The sequence below is a fragment of the Saccharopolyspora taberi genome (assembly GCF_039534165.1).
GTDB classification, from domain to species: domain Bacteria; phylum Actinomycetota; class Actinomycetes; order Mycobacteriales; family Pseudonocardiaceae; genus Saccharopolyspora_D; species Saccharopolyspora_D taberi.
In genome coordinates this window covers 71,534-90,019 of the sequence record NZ_BAAAUX010000001.1, presented here as the reverse complement: position 1 = coordinate 90,019, position 18,486 = coordinate 71,534, and the positions used below count along the sequence as shown (strand labels likewise).

The 18,486-nt window shown below is 71.1% G+C and carries 19 protein-coding genes; 13 read left to right on the top strand and 6 right to left on the bottom strand.

Annotated elements, in window-relative coordinates:
- The first annotated feature begins 44 nt into the window (after window positions 1–44).
- Window positions 45–596 carry a TetR/AcrR family transcriptional regulator gene (locus ABD691_RS00550; protein WP_344677299.1) on the top strand — a complete coding sequence of 184 codons (552 nt, stop codon included), beginning with the start codon at window positions 45–47 and terminating at the stop codon, window positions 594–596.
- Between the two features lie 74 nt (window positions 597–670).
- Window positions 671–2,170 (top strand): amino acid permease, encoded by a 1,500-nt coding sequence (locus ABD691_RS00545; protein ID WP_344677298.1) that lies wholly within the window; start codon window positions 671–673, stop codon window positions 2,168–2,170.
- A 233-nt stretch (window positions 2,171–2,403) separates the two neighbouring features.
- On the opposite strand, the gene ABD691_RS00540 is transcribed toward ABD691_RS00545, so the two are convergent.
- Complete coding sequence (locus tag ABD691_RS00540; protein ID WP_344677297.1) at window positions 2,404–2,667, bottom strand: UBP-type zinc finger domain-containing protein; 264 nt, start codon at window positions 2,665–2,667, stop codon at window positions 2,404–2,406.
- Window positions 2,668–2,753: 86 nt separating this feature from the next.
- Between ABD691_RS00540 and ABD691_RS00535 the strand changes: the two genes are divergently transcribed.
- Window positions 2,754–4,325 carry a Na+/H+ antiporter gene (locus tag ABD691_RS00535; protein ID WP_344677296.1) on the top strand — a complete coding sequence of 524 codons (1,572 nt, stop codon included), beginning with the start codon at window positions 2,754–2,756 and terminating at the stop codon, window positions 4,323–4,325.
- Between the two features lie 3 nt (window positions 4,326–4,328).
- Here the strand turns inward: ABD691_RS00535 and ABD691_RS00530 are convergent, their stop codons facing one another.
- Window positions 4,329–5,120 carry an IclR family transcriptional regulator gene (locus ABD691_RS00530; protein ID WP_344677295.1) on the bottom strand — a complete coding sequence of 264 codons (792 nt, stop codon included), beginning with the start codon at window positions 5,118–5,120 and terminating at the stop codon, window positions 4,329–4,331.
- A 197-nt stretch (window positions 5,121–5,317) separates the two neighbouring features.
- On the opposite strand from ABD691_RS00530, the gene ABD691_RS00525 reads away from it, so the two are divergent.
- Entirely contained in the window at window positions 5,318–6,130 is an 813-nt protein-coding gene (locus ABD691_RS00525) for a MerR family transcriptional regulator (RefSeq protein WP_344677294.1), read from the top strand.
- 35 nt (window positions 6,131–6,165) lie between these two features.
- On the opposite strand, the gene ABD691_RS00520 is transcribed toward ABD691_RS00525, so the two are convergent.
- A complete protein-coding gene (locus ABD691_RS00520; protein ID WP_344677293.1) occupies window positions 6,166–7,680 on the bottom strand; it encodes a 2Fe-2S iron-sulfur cluster-binding protein in 1,515 nt (504 codons plus the stop codon).
- A gap of 91 nt (window positions 7,681–7,771) precedes the next feature.
- Between ABD691_RS00520 and ABD691_RS00515 the strand changes: the two genes are divergently transcribed.
- The 7 genes from ABD691_RS00515 (at window position 7,772) to ABD691_RS00485 (ending at window position 14,557) form a co-directional block, all read left to right on the top strand.
- Window positions 7,772–8,425, top strand: a complete 654-nt coding sequence (locus ABD691_RS00515) for a GntR family transcriptional regulator (RefSeq protein ID WP_344677292.1) — start codon at window positions 7,772–7,774, stop codon at window positions 8,423–8,425.
- Between the two features lie 46 nt (window positions 8,426–8,471).
- Window positions 8,472–9,470 carry a hypothetical protein gene (locus ABD691_RS00510; protein ID WP_344677291.1) on the top strand — a complete coding sequence of 333 codons (999 nt, stop codon included), beginning with the start codon at window positions 8,472–8,474 and terminating at the stop codon, window positions 9,468–9,470.
- A 136-nt stretch (window positions 9,471–9,606) separates the two neighbouring features.
- On the top strand, window positions 9,607–9,870 hold the full coding sequence (locus ABD691_RS00505; RefSeq protein WP_344677290.1) for a hypothetical protein: 264 nt from the start codon (window positions 9,607–9,609) through the stop codon (window positions 9,868–9,870).
- Window positions 9,871–9,956: 86 nt separating this feature from the next.
- Window positions 9,957–11,153, top strand: a complete 1,197-nt coding sequence (locus tag ABD691_RS00500) for a glycine cleavage T C-terminal barrel domain-containing protein (protein ID WP_344677289.1) — start codon at window positions 9,957–9,959, stop codon at window positions 11,151–11,153.
- Between the two features lie 19 nt (window positions 11,154–11,172).
- Window positions 11,173–12,015, top strand: a complete 843-nt coding sequence (locus tag ABD691_RS00495) for a methylenetetrahydrofolate reductase (RefSeq protein ID WP_344677288.1) — start codon at window positions 11,173–11,175, stop codon at window positions 12,013–12,015.
- Window positions 12,012–13,709, top strand: coding sequence for a formate--tetrahydrofolate ligase (locus ABD691_RS00490; RefSeq protein WP_344677287.1), 1,698 nt, complete (start codon window positions 12,012–12,014; stop codon window positions 13,707–13,709). Before ABD691_RS00495 ends, ABD691_RS00490 begins: the two co-directional genes overlap by 4 nt.
- A 371-nt stretch (window positions 13,710–14,080) precedes the next feature.
- Window positions 14,081–14,557: a hypothetical protein gene (locus tag ABD691_RS00485; RefSeq protein WP_344677286.1), complete on the top strand. Its 477-nt coding sequence runs from the start codon at window positions 14,081–14,083 to the stop codon at window positions 14,555–14,557.
- Window positions 14,558–14,681: 124 nt separating this feature from the next.
- Here the strand turns inward: ABD691_RS00485 and ABD691_RS00480 are convergent, their stop codons facing one another.
- Window positions 14,682–15,026: an ArsR/SmtB family transcription factor gene (locus ABD691_RS00480; RefSeq protein WP_344677285.1), complete on the bottom strand. Its 345-nt coding sequence runs from the start codon at window positions 15,024–15,026 to the stop codon at window positions 14,682–14,684.
- 95 nt (window positions 15,027–15,121) lie between these two features.
- Here ABD691_RS00480 and ABD691_RS00475 point away from each other — a divergent pair, with 95 nt between their 5' ends.
- Together ABD691_RS00475 and ABD691_RS00470 are read left to right on the top strand one after the other, a co-directional pair.
- Complete coding sequence (locus ABD691_RS00475) at window positions 15,122–16,999, top strand: heavy metal translocating P-type ATPase (protein WP_344677284.1); 1,878 nt, start codon at window positions 15,122–15,124, stop codon at window positions 16,997–16,999.
- 17 nt (window positions 17,000–17,016) lie between these two features.
- Window positions 17,017–17,394 (top strand): MmcQ/YjbR family DNA-binding protein, encoded by a 378-nt coding sequence (locus ABD691_RS00470; RefSeq protein WP_344677283.1) that lies wholly within the window; start codon window positions 17,017–17,019, stop codon window positions 17,392–17,394.
- Between the two features lie 3 nt (window positions 17,395–17,397).
- On the opposite strand, the gene ABD691_RS00465 is transcribed toward ABD691_RS00470, so the two are convergent.
- Both ABD691_RS00465 and ABD691_RS00460 read right to left on the bottom strand, forming a co-directional pair.
- Entirely contained in the window at window positions 17,398–17,985 is a 588-nt protein-coding gene (locus ABD691_RS00465; protein WP_344677282.1) for a DUF1349 domain-containing protein, read from the bottom strand.
- Window positions 17,986–18,054: 69 nt separating this feature from the next.
- Window positions 18,055–18,477: a universal stress protein gene (locus ABD691_RS00460; protein WP_344677281.1), complete on the bottom strand. Its 423-nt coding sequence runs from the start codon at window positions 18,475–18,477 to the stop codon at window positions 18,055–18,057.
- Window positions 18,478–18,486: the final 9 nt, after the last annotated feature.

The window sequence follows — 18,486 nt, the reverse complement described above, 5'->3', positions numbered from 1 at the left end:
CTAGCATAGGAGAACGGATGTTCTCTGCGCCAGCGGGAGTCGGGATGGACCATCGGGAACAGGTGCTGGACGCGGCCGGGGCGCTGTTCTACGAGCGCGGGATCCAGGCCGTGGGCATGGCCGAGATCCGCACCGCGGCCGGCGTCTCGCTCAAGCGGCTGTACCAGTGCTTCGCGTCGAAGGACGAACTCGTCGAGTCCTACCTGCGCAGGCGCGACCGCCGCTGGCGCGAGCAGCTGGCAGGCCACGTCGCCGGGAACCCCGGGGTGCTGTCGGTCTTCGACTGGCTGCGCGACTGGTTCGCCGACCCCGGATTCCGCGGCTGCGCCTTCATCAACTCCTTCGGCGAGCTCGGCGCCACCTCCGACGCGGTGGCCCGCGCCGCGCGCGAGCACAAGGCCGCCCTCCGGGAGTTCCTGCTGGACCAGCTGACCGGCGACGACCGGGAGAAACGCGCCGACCAGCTGCTCATGCTCGTCGACGGCGCCATCACCACCGCCGCCATCACCGGCGATCCCGGCGCCGCCGACACCGCCCGGGACGCGGCTCGCACTCTCATCACAAAACCGCCAAACAGCTTGTCTTCTGTGACTTGAAGCACAATTCTGGTCAGGACAGCCCGTCGCCCACCGAGCCGCAACGGCCCGGGGCCGCAGGCGAGGAGGCATCCATGTCCATCATGCGCGTCAAGTCAGCCGAGCAGTCCATCCGCGACGCCGAGGCACCGGAGTTCCGGCTGCGGCGAGTGCTCTCCGCCGTCGACCTGCTCGGAATCGGCATCGGGGCGATCATCGGCACCGGCATCTTCGTGCTGACCGGGGTAGCCGCGGCCACCGATGCCGGGCCCGGCATCGCCATCTCGTTCGTGCTCTCCGGCATCGCCTGCGGCCTGGCCGCCCTGTGCTACGCCGAGTTCGCCTCGGTGGTGCCGGTCGCGGGCTCGGCGTACACGTTCTCCTACGCCTCCATGGGCGAGTTCCTGGCGTGGATCATCGGCTGGGACCTCATCCTGGAGTTCATCCTCGGCGCCTCGACGGTGTCGGTGGGCTGGTCGCAGTACTTCGTGGAGGCGCTGAGCTCGATCGGCCTCGCCCTGCCCGACTCGCTCGCGGGCGCGCCCGGGGCGGGCGGCGTGGTGAACCTGCCCGCCGCGGTCATCGCGCTGATCCTGACCGCCGTGCTGGTCGTCGGCATCCGGCTCAGCTCCGCGGTGACCAACGTCGTCGTCGCGATCAAGCTGGCCGTGGTGCTGTTCTTCATCATCTTCGGCGCCTTCTTCATCAACACGGCCAACTGGAGCCCGTTCATCCCGCCGCACCAGCCGCCCGCTCCCGGCGCCGCCGGGTCCCCGCTGGACGAGCCGCTGGTGAACGCGATCTTCGGCGCGACCGGCTCGTTCGGCGTCAGCGGCCTGGTCGCGGGCGCGGCGCTGGTGTTCTTCGCCTACATCGGGTTCGACATCGTGGCCAGCGGCGCGGAGGAGACGCGCAGGCCGCAGCGCGACATGCCGATCGGCATCCTCGGGTCGCTGGCGGTGTGCTCGGTGCTCTACGTGCTGGTGTCGCTGGTGATGACCGGGATCGTGAAGTACCCGGCGCTGGACACCGCGGCGCCGATGGCCACCGCGTTCCAGGCGATCGGCGCGCCGTGGGCGGTCGGCCTGGTGTCGCTGGGCGCGATCGCCGGTCTGACCACGGTGATCCTCATCCTGATGCTCGGCCAGGCCCGCGTCGGCTTCGCGATGAGCCGCGACGGGCTGCTACCGGTGTGGTTCGCGAAGGTGCACCCGAAGTACCGCACGCCGTACCGGATCACGCTGATCACCGGGATCGTGGTCGCGCTGATCTCGTCGCTGACCCCGATCGACGTGCTGGCCGAGATGACCAACATCGGCACGCTGTTCGCGTTCGTTCTGGTGTCGGCGGGCGTGCTGGTGCTGCGGCGGACCCGCCCGGACCTGCCGCGCGCGTTCCGGGTGCCGTGGGTTCCGGTGGTGCCGGTGCTGGCCGTGCTCGCGTGCCTGTACCTGATGCTGAACCTGGACGGCTGGACCTGGATCCGGTTCGGCATCTGGATGGTGATCGGCCTGGTCGTGTACTTCGTCTACAGCATGCGCAACAGCCGCCTCGCCCGCGGCGAGTCCATCGAGGAGGCCGCCGAGGAGCTGTGAGGGAACGCGACGGACGCGCTCCGCGCCCCCAACCCAGCCATCGTCTTCAAGCGGCGAAGCCGCTTAGCCCAAGCACGCAACCGGCACCGCCGCGGGTTCTCAGGCGTTCGCTGGCGAGGACAGCTTTTTCCGTCGTATTGGACATACGTCGGAAAAAGAACCCGCAGCCAGCGGACGCCTGAGGTTCCGCCACCCGCACCGCCACGCAAAACAAGCCGAGAAGCCCCAGAAAATCAGCCGAGGCGTTCGTCCAGGTAGCACCAGCGCCAGTGCTCGCCGGGCTCGAAGGAGCGCACGACCGGGTGCGCGGTGGCGCGGAAGTGCGCCGTCGCGTGCCGGTTCGGGCTTGAATCGCAGCAGCCCACGTGCCCGCACTCGGTGCACAACCGCAGGTGCGCCCAGTCGTGGACGCCGATCGCGAGGCAGTCCTCGCACCCCTCGCGGGTGCCCGGCTCCGGATCGCCCGCCGTTGCCAGGTGTTCGCAGCTCGCCGCCATCGCGATCGCCTCCCGCTCGTGGTGAGCAACGACGGCTCAGAAACTAGCCTTCGGACGCGTGCGGCGCAGCGAACGGAGGCCGGGCCATGGACCAGATGCCGCAGTTGATGGCGCTGTTCGCGGGGTCGCTGCTGGTGACGGCGCTGGCCCGGCGGTGGGGGCTGTCCGAGCCGCTGACGCTGGTCGTGGTCGGGCTGGTGGTCTCGTACGTGCCGTGGCTGCCGGACTACCAGCTCGACCCCGAGGTCGTGCTGATGCTCATCCTGCCCCCGCTGCTCTACACCGCGGCGCTGGGCAGCTCGTCGGCCGGCATCCGGGCGAACCTGCGCCCGATCGGGCTGCTGGCGTTCGGGCTGGTGCTGTTCAGCACGCTCGTGGGCGGGCTGATCGCGTGGTGGCTGGTGCCCGGCATGTCGCTGGGCGTGGCGCTCGTGCTCGGCGCGGTGGTCGCGCCGCCGGACGCGGTCGCGGCGACCTCCATCGGCAGGCGGCTGGGCCTGCCCCGGCGGATCATGACGGTGCTCAGCGGGGAGAGCCTGGTCAACGACGCGACCGCGCTCACGGCCTACCGGGTCGCGGTGGCCGCGGTGGTCGGCACCGGGTACTCGCTGCTGTCCGGCGCCGGGATGTTCCTGCTCGCCGCCGTGGGCGGGCTGCTGGTCGGGCTCGCCGCGGGCTGGATCGTGCACCGCGTCCGGAGCCTGATGGGCGACGGGATGCTGGAGAGCGCGCTCGGCCTGCTGGTCCCCTTCGCGGTGTACCTGCTCGGCGAGCAGATCCACGCCTCGGGCGTGCTCGCCGTGGTGGTGGCCGGGCTGTACCTGGGCAAGCGGACTCCGGAGGCCGACGCGGCGACGCGGTTGCAGGACCGCGCCGTGTGGAAGTCGGCCGACACCCTGCTCGAAGCGCTGGTCTTCGCGCTCATCGGGTTGCAGCTGCGCACCGTCGTCGACGGTGTGGGCGACCGGCTGGGGCAGCTGGTGGTCGCCGGTTTCGCGCTGACCGCCGGGCTGGTGCTCGCCCGCGGGCTGTGGGTGTGGACCACGCTCTACCTGCCCTCCCGGCTGTCCGGCAAGCAGGAACCGAAGCCGTGGCAGCACGTCTTCGTCGTGTCGTGGGCGGGGATGCGCGGTGTCGTGTCGCTGGCCGCGGCCTCGGCCATCCCGGTCACCACCGAGGCGGGCGCGGCGTTCCCGAGCCGCGACGCGGTCCAGTTCCTGGCGTTCTTCGCGACGCTCGCGACGTTGCTGCTGCACGGGCTCACGCTGCCCTGGGTGATCCGCAAGCTGGGCGTGCGCGGCCGGGAGAGCTACACCGACGCGCTGGCCGAGGCCGAGGCGTCGCACGCCGCGGCACGCGCCGCGCAGGACCGGCTGGCCGAGCTGACCGAGGAGTCCGAGCCGCCCGCCGGCGTCACCGACCGGCTGCGCCGGGTGTCCGAGCACCGCACGAACCGGGCCTGGGAGCGGCTGGGGCGGTCCGCCGACGAGGTCGGCGAGAGCCCGACCGAGGCGTACCGGCGACTGCTGATCGAGATGCTCGCCGCGGAGCGCGATGTGTTCGTCCGGTACCGCGACGAGCACCGGATAGACGACGAGGTGCTGCGGCGGGTCATGCACGAACTCGATCTCGAAGAGCTGGCGCTGCGGCAGGCGTGACGCTCAGACGTCCAGGTAGCCCAGCTGGGACGACAGCTCCTTGGCCGCGACGGTCATCGCACCGACCACCTCGCGCATGCGCCGCCGGGAGAACCGGTACGAGGGACCGGACGCGCTCAGCGCGGCGATGACCTCGCCGTCGTAGCTGTAGACGGCGACGGCGGCGGCGTTGAGGCCGAGTTCCAGCTCCTCGTAGCTGGTCGCGTAGCCGTCGCGGACGATGAGCTTGAAGTCCTTGCGCAGCTCGCCCGCGTCGGTGACGGTGCGGGCGGTGTAGCGCTCCAGCTCCTCGGCGAGCAGTTCCTCCTGGTCCTCGACCGGGGCGTGGGCGAGCAGGACCTTGCCGCTGGAGGTGGCGTGCAGCGGCGTGCGCTGGCCGACCCAGTTGTGCGCGGTGACCGACGCGGTGCCCCTGGCCTGGCTTATGTTGATGGCGACGTCGTTGTCCCGGACCGCGAGGTTGACCGTCTCGCCGAGCTCGGCGGCCAGCGAGTCGCAGAACGGCCGCCCCAGCCGGGACAGGTCCATCCGCTCGGTGGCCGCACCGGCCAGCCGGACGATGCCGAATCCGATCGCGTACTTGCCGCGTTCGCCGAGCTGCTCCACCAGCCCCCTGGCCTCCAGGACGCTGACGAGCCGGGACGCGGTCGACTTGTGCACGCCGAGCTCACCGGCGATCTCCGTGATGCCGGCTTCCCCGTTGCGCGCCAGCAGTTCCAGAACCGTCACGGCCCGGTCGACGGACTGGACCAGAGCCCCGGAGCTCCTCCCGTGCGCTGCCTCTCCGTTACCCACGGGTCAACCGTATCGGTTCCGGGCGTGGAAATCGTCAACCATCCGCACGCCCCCTTGACATTGCCGCGGTTCCGTTGCACATACTACCCCTCGTTCCGTCATTCGCAACAAAACGCTTGTGCTGTCGGGCAAAACGGGCATCGGGCACGACAGGTCCTTGACTCTCACACTGTGGCAGGCCGTGCAGTGGAGAGGTCATGTTGAACATCGGAGATTTCGCCAGGCACGGCCGGGTGTCCGTGCGGATGCTGCGGCACTACGACGCGCTCGGGCTGCTGCGGCCCGCACACGTCGACCCGTCGAGCGGGTACCGCTCCTACGACGCCTCGCAGCTGTCAAGGCTCAACCGGATCATCGCACTCAAGGACCTCGGGTTCACCCTCCAGCAGGTCGCGGCGATCCTCGACGAGAACGTCAGCGTCGAACAGCTGCGGGGGATGCTGCGGCTGCGGCAGGCGGAGCTGGAGGCCGCGCTCGCCGCCGACCGCGCGCGGCTCACCCGGGTCGAGGCGAGGCTCCGGACGATCGAGAACGAGGGACGCATGCCCACCGACGACATCGTGGTCAAGCAGGTTCCGTCGGTCCGGCTGGCGGAGCTGACCGGAACCGCGGGGAGTTTCGGCCCCGACGACATCGGCCCGGTCATCCAGCCGCTGTACGAGCAGCTGTTCGGCAGGCTGGCCGCGGCCGGGGTCCGGCCGGCCGGACCGACCGTCGCCTACTACGAGGAGACCGACGACGAGCAGATCCTCGTGCACGCCGGGGTCCAGGTCGCCGACGCCCCCCGGGAAACCCACGACTTCGACATCGTGGACCTGCCCGGGATCGGCAGCGCGGCGACGATCGTGCACCGGGGAAACATGAACGACGTGCTGCCCACCGTGCAGACGCTCGCGCGCTGGATCGACGACAACGGGTACCGCCCGGTCGGCCTCACCCGCGAGCTGTACCTGTCGACCGAGGGCGACCGCGACCAGTGGGTGACTGAGCTCCAGCAACCGCTGGCCTGAGTCCGCCCCCGGCATCGAACTTGCCGGCGGCCCCGTCAGCTGGCGCGGAACTCCTCCTGCGCTGACACGTCCACAGTGGATCCGAGCGGATTCCCGATAGTCGTGCAGTGCTTGACTTGCTCGACCGCGCCGGCGCCGATCGTGCGCCACACGTCGGCGACCGTGAAATCCCGTTGCAGGTCGACGAAATGGTCGTGCCACTGCGACGGATCACCGGACTCCCCCGGCGTGATCCACAGCGGACGCGGCCGGGCCGGCGTCCGGTCGCCCGACACCGGGGGCACCGGAGGCGCCGCGACCCGGAACCCGCTGGCGGTCGCGGCGGCGGCACCGGCCGCGAGGCCCTGCGCCAGGCATCCGGCCAGGTCGTAGGTCCCGCGCGCGGCGCCGATCACCTTCGCCGGGCCGTCCTCGGGCACGAACCCGGCCACGATCCCGTCCCAACGCAGCGAACCGCCGGACTGGCAGTGCAGCTGGACGGCCGGGTTCCAGCCCCCGGACACCGCCAGGAGATCGCACGCGATCTCGCGGACATCACCGGTGATCGAGCCGTCGTCGATCTCGGCGACACGCACCGATGCCACCCGGCGCTCCCCGGTCGTCCCGACGACCGCCGCCCCCGCGTACACGTGCGCACCCGCGGCCCGCACCCGCGCGGCGAGGTGCTCGGGCGGCTGCGGCCGGGTGTCGACCACGGCGTGCACGCGCGCGTCCGCCGCCATCAGGTCCAGCGCCGTCAGGTAGGCGCTGTCCGATGTGGTGGCGACGACGATCTCGTTTCCGGGCAGCACGGCGTGGCGCTTGAGGTACCGGCGCACCGCCGACGCGAGCATGATGCCCGGCCGGTCGTTGTCGGCGAAGACCATCGGCCGCTCCTGCGCCCCGGTCGCGAGGACGACCCGCTGGGCGCGCACGTGCCACAGCCGGCTGCCCGAGCCCCGGCGCTGGGCGATGAGCACGTGGTTCCGGTCGGAGCAGCTGACCGCGGTCGCCCTGGTCAGCACCCGCAGCTCGGTCGTCTCGACGAACTCCCGCACCGCGCGGGAGATCCACGCCGTCGCGGGGCGGCCGTCGATCTGCTCGGCACCGTCGAGCAGCGCGCCGCCGAGCTCGCGCCCCTGGTCGACCAGGACCACCCTGGCACCGCTGCGCCCGGCCGCGAGCGCGGCGGCCAGACCCGCCGGGCCCGCGCCGACGACCAGGACGTCGGCGTCCACGTACGTCTCGTCATGCACCTCGCCGCCGAGCCGGCCTGCCCCGGAAAGGCTCTCGGCCGCGAGGCCCTCGCACAGTTCGACCTCGGTCGCGGGCAGCATCGGCTCCTGGCCCGCCCCGAGCACCCGCACCACGGCGTTGGGCTCGGTGCCGTCCGCGGTGAGGATCCCCCGCGGCCTGCCCCGGTGGATCGACGCGCCGACCTCGATCCGGCCGTTGGCCAGCAGCGCGGAGGCGAGGGTGTCGCCCTGGTAGCCGAGGAGTTCGGCGCCGTCGAAGGAGAACCGCAACGGCCGGGTGCGGTCGATGCGGCCTCCGGAGTGCAGTCGTCTCATGGCAGCACCGGGCCCATCTCGGAGTCGGAGGAGAACTCATGTGTGACTCTTAGACGACTGATATGTCAGTCTTCAGGGTAGGGTATGGGCCGTGTCCGCTGCGGTCAATTCCCGAAACGAGGGCCGGTCCCAGGCCGAACGCGCCTACCTGACGCTGCGCGACCTGATCCTGACCCTGCGACTGCCCCCCGGCTCCCCGGTCCAGGAGGAGCCGCTGACCCGGGAGCTCGGCATCGGCCGGACCCCGTTCCGGGAGGCGGTCAAGCGGTTGGAGTCGGAGTCGCTGATCGCGATCTACCCGCGCCGGGGCAGCTTCGTCACCGAGGTCAACATCACCGACCACGCCCTGATCGCCGACGTCCGCCGCAGGCTGGAGGGCCACGCCGCCTGGCGCGCGGCCGAGCGCGCGACCGACGAGGAGCGGGCGGAGCTGGCCGAGCTGCGCCGGATCGTCGGGGACGTCTCCGCCGAGCAGGAGCCGATCATGTCGGTCGACACCCTGGTGCACCGGGCGATCTACCGCTGCACCCACAACCGCTACCTGGAGGGCACCCTCGGCCAGTACTACAACCTGTCCCTGCGCATCTGGTGCCTGTTCTTCGAGCGGCTGCCCGACGTCACCGAGCACGTCGGCGAGCACGCCGAGCTGCTCGACGCCGTCGTCACCGGGGACGGCGAGCGCGCGGACCGGATCGCCGTCGCCCACGTCGACCACTTCGAGCAGGCGATCCGCAACGTGATCTGACGCCGTTCCGCCCCGAACCGGACCAAGATCGACATAGGCTCCGGCCATGTTCGAGGCCGAGTTACCAGTGTTCGCCGGGGAAACCCCGGGCGCAGGAGTCCGCGCGGCGGTGCGCGTGGGCGCGAGCCCGGCGCCCGCGGGCGCCTTCCGGGGCGTCCCGCTGCTGCGGCTGCTGGGTGAGCCCGGTTCCCGGACCCTGGTCGTCGGCCGGGTTCGCGTTGCGGTGCAAGCGGATCAGCCGCCCGAGCTGACGCTGGAGCCGTCGTCGGCGTGGTCGGAGGAGCAGGGCTGGCGGCAGCGGGACGACGTGCCGGAGCCCGTCGCCGAGGCGCTGCCGGGGACGCTTTCCGAGCCGGCCCACGACATCGGCGGCGACGCGGAGGCGATGGCCGCGCAGCTGGCCAAGGCGGTGGCCGAGTCCTCCCGCAACGAGATCGCCAAGATCCGCGCCCTGCGCTACGAGCTGGAACGCCAGCTGGCCGACCAGCTCGCCGACCGCCGCGAACGCAGGCTGCGCCCGCTGCTGGCCGAGCTGATCGAGCTGTCGATCGCCTTCCACCGCGCGGTCGACACCGCCCGGGAGGCGGTCAGGGAGGACCTGTGGGTCTGGCTGTCCCCGGACGCGGGCGAGTCCCCGCTCCACAGCCGGACGCTCGACCACTGCCGGGCGATCGAGACCGAGACCGAGCAGGAGGCCGCGCGGCTGCACTCGCTGCTCAGCAGCATGTCCACGGTCGCGGTCGCGCAGGACGCCGAGGCGCAGCAGCGGTTCAACCTCATCGCCGCGGCCACCGCGGCCGGACTGGGACTTCCGGCCCTGGTCCTGTCCTTCTACGGGGCCGACCCTTTCATGCCCCTGGACACCGTCGACCGCGCCTGGCGGGCACTCGCCCCCATCGGCGCGGTCGCGCTGCTGGCGGCAGTGGTGGCGCTGCACCGGATGCCGGGCCGGACCAAGCGCCACTACGGACTGGCGCTGCTGCTGGTGATCATGCTGCTGGGAGTGCTGCTGGTGGCCGGGATCCTCGTTCCGGGGCAACGGTGATCCCCTTTCGGGGTAGATCCAGAAAATCGGTCCCCATGTGACTTGACGCACACCGAGATCGAAGAGCACTGTTGCGATATACGAAGGCAGTTGTCGTAGGCGCAACAAAGCCAAGAGGATCCAAGGGCGTGCAGCGATGGATTTGGGTGCGCAGATCCTGGTCGAGGGCGAGCCCGGCCCGGCGACCGGCTGGGGCGTGCAGGCCGGACCGCTCGGTCCCGACGAGGCGGTCGGCTTCACCGGCCCCTGTGCCGGCGCCGGCCTCGCCCGCGTGTGGCCGCCCGCGGAACTGTCCGAACCGGGCACCCCGTCGCGGGTGTCCCACTTCGACCGGCGACATCCGGCTGCGATCGTCGCCGACCCGGTCCTCAACCCCGAGATGACCAGTACGCGCCGCTGAGCAAGCGGCCCTCCCAGTCGACAACAGCGCCCGGACATCCGAGGTGCGGGTCCGCCGCACCCCCGAAACCCCTGGAGGACAACCCCATGGCCATCAACCCGAACCCGGGAGTCCTGCTCTACCCCAGGCTCCGCAAGTCCCCGTTCTTCTACGCCTCGCGGCGGCACGGGGTCGGTCTGTACAGCGTGTACAACCACACCTACCACGCCCGCCACTACGGCGACCCGGTCGCCGAGTACTGGCACCTGCTGGAAGGCGTGACGCTGTGGGACGTCGGTGTGGAGCGGCAGGTGGAGATCACCGGCCCGGACGCGTTCGAGTTCACCAACATGCTCGTCCCGCGCGACCTGAACAAGTGCAAGGTCGGGCAGTGCAAGTACGTCTTCGTCACCGCCGAGGACGGCGGCATCATCAACGACCCGGTGCTGCTGCGGCTCGGCGAGAACCACTTCTGGCTGTCGCTGGCCGACAGCGACGTGCTGCTGTGGGCCAAGGGGCTCGCGCACAGCCTCGGGATGGACGTGCGGATCAGCGAACCCGACGTCGGCCCGGTGCAGATCCAGGGCCCGAAGTCCCGGGACGTGATGGTCGACCTGTTCGGCCAGTCCATCCTGGACGTTCCCTACTACTACGCCGTGGACCGCGAGCTCAACGGCATGCAGGTCGTCGTCTCCCGCACCGGCTACACCGCCGAGCTGGGCTACGAGATCTACCTGCACAACGCCAGCCGCGACGGCGTGAAGCTGTGGGACACCATCTGGGAGGCGGGCAGGCCGCACGACCTGCGGGTCATCGGGCCGTGCCACATCCGCCGCATCGAAGCCGGAATCCTGTCCTGGGGCTGCGACATCACCTACGACACCAACCCCTTCGAGGTCGGCTACGGCTTCGAGGCCACGTGGATGGTCGACCTCGACCAGGAGGCCGACTTCATCGGCAAGCAGGCGCTGACCCGGATCAAGAACGAGGGCGTCTCCCGCAAGCTGGTGGGCGTGGAGATCGGCGGGCCCGGCGTCGGGTCCTTCAACGACGGCCAGATGATCGACACCTTCGACGTGCACGACCCGCACGGGCTGCGCATCGGCGAGGTCACCTCGGCCTGCTACTCGCCGCGGCTGGAGCGCAACATCGGCTACGCCATGGTTCCGGTCGCCTACCAGGGGATCGGCACCGAGCTGGTGGTCGAGACCCAGCACGGCAGGCAGGACGCGGTTGTGGTGGAGAAGCCGTTCCTGGACCCGAGCAAGAGCATCCCCAAGCGCCTCGAGCAGGCTTCGGCGTAGCGGAACCGGGGGGACGGCGATGGACGAAAGCACCAGGCAGCTGCAAGCGCAGCTGGCCAACGCGCGGTTCGAGGTGCTGCCGCTGCGCGGCGCCGCCGAACAGGTCTCCGCGCTGCCCGGGGGCACGACGGTCACCGTCACCTCGTCACCGAAGAAGGGCCTGGACGCGACCTTCGAGCTGACCGCCCGGCTGCGGGACATGGGCTACCACGTGGTCCCGCACCTGGCGGCGCGGCTGGTCGCCGACACCGCGCACCTGGCGTCCGTGCTGGACCGGTTCGAGGCGCTGGGCCTGACCGAACTGTTCGTCGTGGCCGGGGACTCGCCCGAACCCGCCGGGCGGTTCCCGGACGCGCTGTCGCTGCTGCGCGCCCTGGACGACCTGGGCCGCAGGCCGCCGCGCGTCGGCATCACCGGCTACCCGGAGCGGCACGCGCTCATCCCGGACGCCACCACGATCCGGGCCATGGCGGACAAGGCCGAGCACGCCGACTACATCGTGTCGCAGATGTGCTTCGACCCGGCGACGCTGGCCGCCTGGATCAAGGACGTCCGCGCGCGGGGCGTGGAGCTGCCGATCCACATCGGAGTCCCGGGCGTGGTCGACCTGCACCGGCTGTTGCGGATCTCGCTGAAGATCGGGCTCGGCGAGTCGATGCGCTTCGCGCGCAAGCAGCACGGCGTGGTCACCAAGCTGCTCACCCGGTACACCCCGGAGGAGCTGTTCGACGGGCTGGCTCCGTGCCTGACCGATCCGGCGGCGGGCATCGCGGGCTGGCACTTCTTCACCTTCAACGAGATCGAGAAAACCGTGCAGTGGCGCCAGGACCTGGTCGCCCGACTCGGGGAGGTTCCCGCGTGAACGTGCCATCCGATCTGGACATCTCGCGCGCGACCGCGCTCAAGCCGCTCGACGACGTCGCCGCGCAGCTGGGCATCGGGCAGCACCTGCTGGAGCCGTACGGGCACAGCGTCGCGAAGATCTCGCTGGACGCCATCGACGAGCTCGCCGAGCGCCCGCAGGGCAAGTACGTCGTGGTCTCGGCGATCACGCCGACACCGCTGGGCGAGGGCAAGACCACCACCACGGTCGGCCTCGGGCAGGCGCTGCGGCACCTGGGGAAGGTCTCGGCGGTGGCGGTCCGGCAGCCGTCGATGGGGCCGACGTTCGGGATCAAGGGCGGTGCCGCGGGCGGCGGGTACAGCCAGGTCGTGCCGATGGAGGCGCTGAACCTGCACCTGACCGGCGACATGCACGCGGTCACCGCGGCGCACAACCTGCTGGCCGCGATGCTGGACAACCACCTGCACAAGGGCAACCAGCTCGGCATCGACGAGCACCGCATCACCTGGCGCCGGGTGCTCGACATCAACGACCGGGACCTGCGCAACATCGTCACCGGACTCGGCGGCCGGGCCGACGGATCGCCGCGGCAGACCGGTTTCGACATCACCGCGGCCAGCGAGGTCATGGCGGTGCTGGCGCTGTCGACGTCGCTGCGCGACATGCGCAGGCGGCTCGGGCGGATCGTGGTCGGCTACACCCGCGACGGCTCCCCGGTCAGCGCCGAGGACCTGCGAGCGGCGGGCGCGATGACGGTGATCATGCGCGAGGCGATCAAGCCGAACCTGATGCAGACCACCGAGAACACGCCGGTCCTGGTGCACGCGGGCCCGTTCGGCAACATCGCGCACGGCAACTCCTCGGTGGTGGCCGACCGGATCGCCAGCCGCTGCTCGGACTACCTGGTCACCGAAGCAGGTTTCGGCGCGGACATGGGCGCGGAGCGGTTCTTCAACATCAAGTGCCGCACCTCCGGACTGCGCCCGGACGCGGCGGTGCTGGTGGCGACGGTGCGCGCGCTCAAGGCGCACTCAGGACGGTACAAAGTGGTCGCGGGCAGGCCGCTGCCGAGCGCGATGCTGGCCGAGAACCCCGACGACGTGCTGGCAGGAGCGGACAACCTGCGCAAGCAGATCGAGAACATCCGGCTGCACGGCGTTTCCCCGGTGGTGGCGGTCAACGCCTTCCCCACCGACTACGCCAGCGAGCACGACGCGATCCGGCAGGTCGCCGAAGAAGAAGGTGCCCGGGTCGCGGTGAGCAACCACTACACCGAGGGCGGCAAGGGCGCGCTCGACCTCGCCGAGGCGGTCATCGAGGCGGCGGAGGAACCGTCGCAGTTCCGCCTGCTGTACCCGGACTCGGCGGACCTGCGCACCAAGATCGAGACGATCGCGACGCGGGTGTACGGGGCGGACGGCGTGACCTACGAGCCCGAGGCGAAGCGCGCGCTGGCCGACTACGAAGCCAACGGCTTCGGCAACCTGCCGGTGTGCATCGCCAAGACCCACCTGTCGCTGAGCTCGGACCCGAAGCTGCTCGGCGCCCCGACGGGCTGGACGCTGCCGGTGCGCGAGGTCCGCGCCTCGGTGGGCGCGGGCTTCATCTACCCGATCTGCGGCGAGATGCGCACCATGCCGGGCCTCGGCTCGCAACCCGCCGCCGAACGGATCGACATCGACGACCTCGGCCAGATCACCGGGCTGAGCTGAACGTCGCGGCGCCGCCGGTGGTTCGAACACACCGGCGGCGTCACCCCGATGGACCTGTCAGGATCGATGCAGCGGGGGCTACCGTTCCCGCTTGTTCCTGACCGGGCTGCGACGTTCAAGAAGGTCCGATGGCCGATCGAAACTCTGGAACCGGTGACCGGGACGGCCTGATCTCACTGTCCCGCGGAAGCTGCTACTGGCCTGGGTGCGGTGTGCCCGTGCTGGTGTTCGTCAACGACCGCCCCAAGCTCAACCTGCGGATCGCGCACATCCGCACGTCCGGTGACGGGCCTCGGTCGAAGCCGAACATGCCAAGCGTCGAGCGCGATTCCTTCGCGAACCTCGTCCTCCTGTGCCAACCGCACGCCGCCGTGGTCGGCGAGGAGGAACGCCCGGCGGATCTCCTGCTCCGCTGGAAACAGGAGCGTGAGGCGCCGGAAACCGAGGCGCTGGCGGGTCTGCGGGGCGTGACCGAGAGCCGGCTGGAAGAAATCCTCGCCGAGGCGGTGGAATCCCGGGACGCTCAGATCAGCGATGCCCTCGATCGCCTCCAGGAGGTGGATTCCGAGGCCGCGGGGGTTCTGCGTGGTTTCGTCGACGAGATCAAAGCCGCCCGCCGTCCGGGGTTGAGCCCCGGTGCCGTCGACGTGCTGGACAGCGCCGCTCATCGGCTTCGCAACCTGGACGAGTCCGCGATCGCCCTCAACAGCGCCGCCCGCAAGCTGCGCGACGTCAACGAAGCGGCTCACCTGCTCGACTCCGCCGCGCACAGGCTCCGGGAAATCCCGGAACTGATCGCGGAAATGGAATCGGTCCGCCGAGCAGTTCGGCGTGCCCACGACCGCTAGTCCAGCTGCTGATCACGCTTGTCCAACCGCAGCAACCGGTTGGCATGCGGGACGTGCTGTCCATAATGGACGGTGACAGCGCGTCGCGGTCCTGGCACCGGAGCGCGTGCTCTCCCGGCCGTAGTCAGTCGGCGAGTCCCAGGCGCAGGTGCTCGATGTGGTAGACGGCCTCGTCGAGCAACTGGGCCACGTGGTTGTCGTATAGCGAGTACACGACGCTGCGCCCCGAGCGGTTCCCGGTGACCAGGCCCAGCGAGCGCAGCAGGCGCAGCTGGTGGGAGACCGCGGACTGCTCCATGCCGACCGCCTCGGCGAGGTCGGTCACCGACATCGCTTCCTGGCGCAGGCGGCTCAGGATCAGCAGCCGGGACGGCGTCGCCAGGGCCTGCAGGGTCTCGGCCACCGACGCCGCCGACGCCGCGTCCAGCCGTGCGGCGGGTTTGACCTGGCGATCGACTCCGTGACCCATGCCCGCAGTCTAGAGGTCGCCCGACATATGAATGACTGATCAGGTGTTCATGTATTCTCGGCCGCGTCGCTCCCCGACCGACGAAGGATGCCCCGATGTCGACGCTCATCGACCCCGCGGTCGAACGCGCGGCCTCCGCCGCGCCCACGCGCCGGAACCTGCTCGCGCTCCCCGAAGCGCGCTGGGCCGCAGCTTCGCTGCTCGCGTTCCTGCTCGGCCTGGCGGCCGAGCTCTCCGGCGGCCCGGCCTGGCTGCACTGGACGCTCTACCTCGCCGGCTACGCCGCGGGCGGCTGGGAACCCGCCCTGGAGGGCCTGCGCGCCCTGCGCGAGAAGACCCTCGACGTCGACCTGCTGATGATCGTCGCTGCCATCGGCGCCGCCGCGATCGGCCAGGTCATGGACGGCGGGCTGCTGATCGTCATCTTCGCCACCTCCGGCGCGCTGGAGGCCTACGCGACCGCCCGCACCGAGGACTCCGTGCGCAGCCTGCTCGACCTCGCCCCCGAGACCGCGGTCCGGGTCACCGCCGACGGCGAGGAGACCGTCGCCGCGGCCGAGCTGCGCGTCGGCGACGTGATCGTGGTCCGGCCCGGTGAGCGGATCGGCGCCGACGGCGAGGTCGTGGACGGGGCCAGCGACGTCGACCAGGCCGGGATCACCGGTGAGCCGCTGCCCGCGCCGAAGGCGGCCGGGAACGAGGTGTTCGCGGGCACGCTCAACGGCTCCGGTGCGCTGCGCGTCCGGGTCACCCGGGACCCGTCGGAGACCGTCATCGCGCGGATCGTCGCGCTGGTCGAGGAAGCCGGGCGGACCAAGGCCAGGACCCAGCTGTTCATCGAGAAGGTCGAGCAGCGCTACTCGGTCGGCGTGGTCGCCGCGACGCTGGCGGTGTTCGCCGTGCCGCTGCTGTTCGGCGACTCGCTGGAGAGCTCGCTGCTGCGCGCGATGACCTTCATGATCGTCGCCTCGCCGTGCGCCGTGGTGCTGGCGACCATGCCGCCGCTGCTGTCGGCCATCGCCAACGCGGGCAGGCACGGCGTGCTGGTCAAGTCGGCGATCGCGATGGAACGGCTCGGCGAGGTCGAGCGGGTCGCGCTGGACAAGACCGGCACGCTCACCGAGGGCACGCCCGTGGTCACCGCCGTCCGCCCGGCCGCGGGCCACGACGCCGACGACGTCCTCGCGCTGGCCGCGGGCGCCGAAAACCTCAGCGAGCACCCGCTGGCGCGGGCGATCGTGGCCGCCGCGAAGGAGCGGGGACTCGACGTGCCCGCGGCCGAGGGCTTCCGGGCCACGCCCGGCCACGGGGTTTCGGCGCAGGTCTCCGGAAAGCTGGTCGAGGTCACCCGCCCGGACAGCGAGCCCGAAGCCGAGGGGCACACGGTCGTCGTGGTCGTGGTCGACGGCGTGCACGCCGGGGCGCTCAGCATCTCCGACCGCCTGCGCCCGGACGCCGCCGAAGCGGTGCGCGCGCTGCGGGAGCTGACCGGCACCGAGCCGGTGCTGCTCACCGGCGACAACGAGCGCGCCGCCGCACGGGTGGCCGCCGAGGTCGGCATCACCGAGGTCCGCGCGCGCCTGCTTCCGCAGGACAAGGTCGCGGCGGTGCGTGAAGGAGCCCCGACGATGGTGGTCGGCGACGGCGTCAACGACGCGCCCGCGCTCGCCGCCGCGCACAGCGGCGTGGCGATGGGCCGGGCCGGATCGGACCTGACGCTGGAGACCGCCGACGTGGTCGTGGTCCGCGACGAGCTCTTCGCGGTGCCCAGGGTCGTCGACCTGTCCCGGCGGGCCCGGCGGCTGGTCAAGCAGAACCTGGTCATCGCGGGCACCTTCATCACCGTCCTGGTCGTCTGGGACCTGGTGGGGCACCTGCCGCTGCCGCTGGGCGTGGCCGGGCACGAGGGCTCGACGGTCCTGGTCGGGCTCAACGGCCTGCGGCTGCTGCGCGAGGCGGCCTGGCGGCGCTGAGGCGCTACCGTGGCGACATGAGCTGGGACGAGGCCGACCGGGTGCGGGTGCGGGCGAAGCTGCTTGACCTGGTCGCCCGGCTGCCCGGGACGGAGCCGGACGACTCCCACGGGCACACCGGATTCCTGTTGCGGGGCAAGCGTTTCGCGTGGCTGCTCGCCGACCACCACGGCGACGGCAGGCTCGCCCTGTGGGTCAAGGCGCCGCCGGGCGAGCAGGAGAGCCTGGTCGCCGCCGACGCCACGCGCTACTTCGTCCCCGCCTACCTCGGCCCGAAGGGCTGGGTCGGCGTCGACCTGGCCGCCGACCCGGACTGGGACGAGGTGGCGGGGCTGCTGGAGCAGGCGTGGCGGATGGGCGCGACCAAGCGCGCCATCGCCGAGTTCGACGGGTGAGGCTCAGCTCTCCGAGAACGACAGCTCGGCGAACCGGACCGGGAAGCCGCTGCCGTCCGGCGACGCGCACATCGGGCCCGCCTCGGCGTCGCCGCCCGGCGGGAAGTACGCCAGCCGCAGCAGGGTTTCCGGTTCGCCGCCCTCCGGCGCGTAGCGGATGGTGACGGTGTCGGCGGTGCGCCGGAGGTCGATGGTCACCGACTCGACCTTGCCGTGGAGGGTTTCCAGCGGCACCACGTTCCAGTCCGAGACCTCGCGGGTGACCACGGCGCTGAGCAGCTGCTCGCCGTCGACGTACTCGATGCCGGTCTTGATCCAGTTGTTCTCGTCGAGCCGCAGCAGCAGGCCGGCCTGGTCGTACTGCTCGCGGTAGTCGCCGAAGAACCTGGTCGTCATGCGGAATTCCGGGCCGACCCGGCGCAGCAGCGCGTGGCCGGTGTCGCGGACGAACCCGTAGTGGGTGGTGCGCCAGAAGTCGGTGCCGCTGTCGGTGGTCGCGGTCATTCCCGCGTAGGAGAGCCAGTTCTCCGGTGGATTGAGCCAACGCCATCCGCCGATGCCGAACATAGTGAGGTCCTCGACCTGCTGCATGCCACCAGATTCCCGTTGTCCAGCCCCGACCCGACAGTCCACCGCCAGCCTAGTGGAAAGGCGCGGTCCTCAGCGGACGACGACGACCGGGCACTTGGCGTGGTGCACGAGCTTGAGCGCGACCGAACCGACCATCATGCCGGTGAACGCGCCGTGCCCCTTGTTGCCCAGGACCAGCAGGTCGGCCTGTTCGGACATGCCGACGAACTCGTCGATCACCTGCCCGCGCACCAGCCGCGGCCGGATGTCGACGCCGGGGAACTCGCCCCGGACCGCTTCGACGGTCGAGTCCAGCGACTGCCGGGCGCGCCGCTCCAGCTCGGTGTCCGGGGTGGGCAGCCGGTAGCCGAACTGCACCGGCTGGTGCCAGATGGTGACCGCGTGCAGGATGCCGCCGACCCGCTCCACGTACTCGGCGGCCCAGCGCAGCGCGCTGACCGACTCCTCGGAGCCGTCGATACCGGCCACGACCGTCTGCGGTTTCTTCGCCATGATCGAACT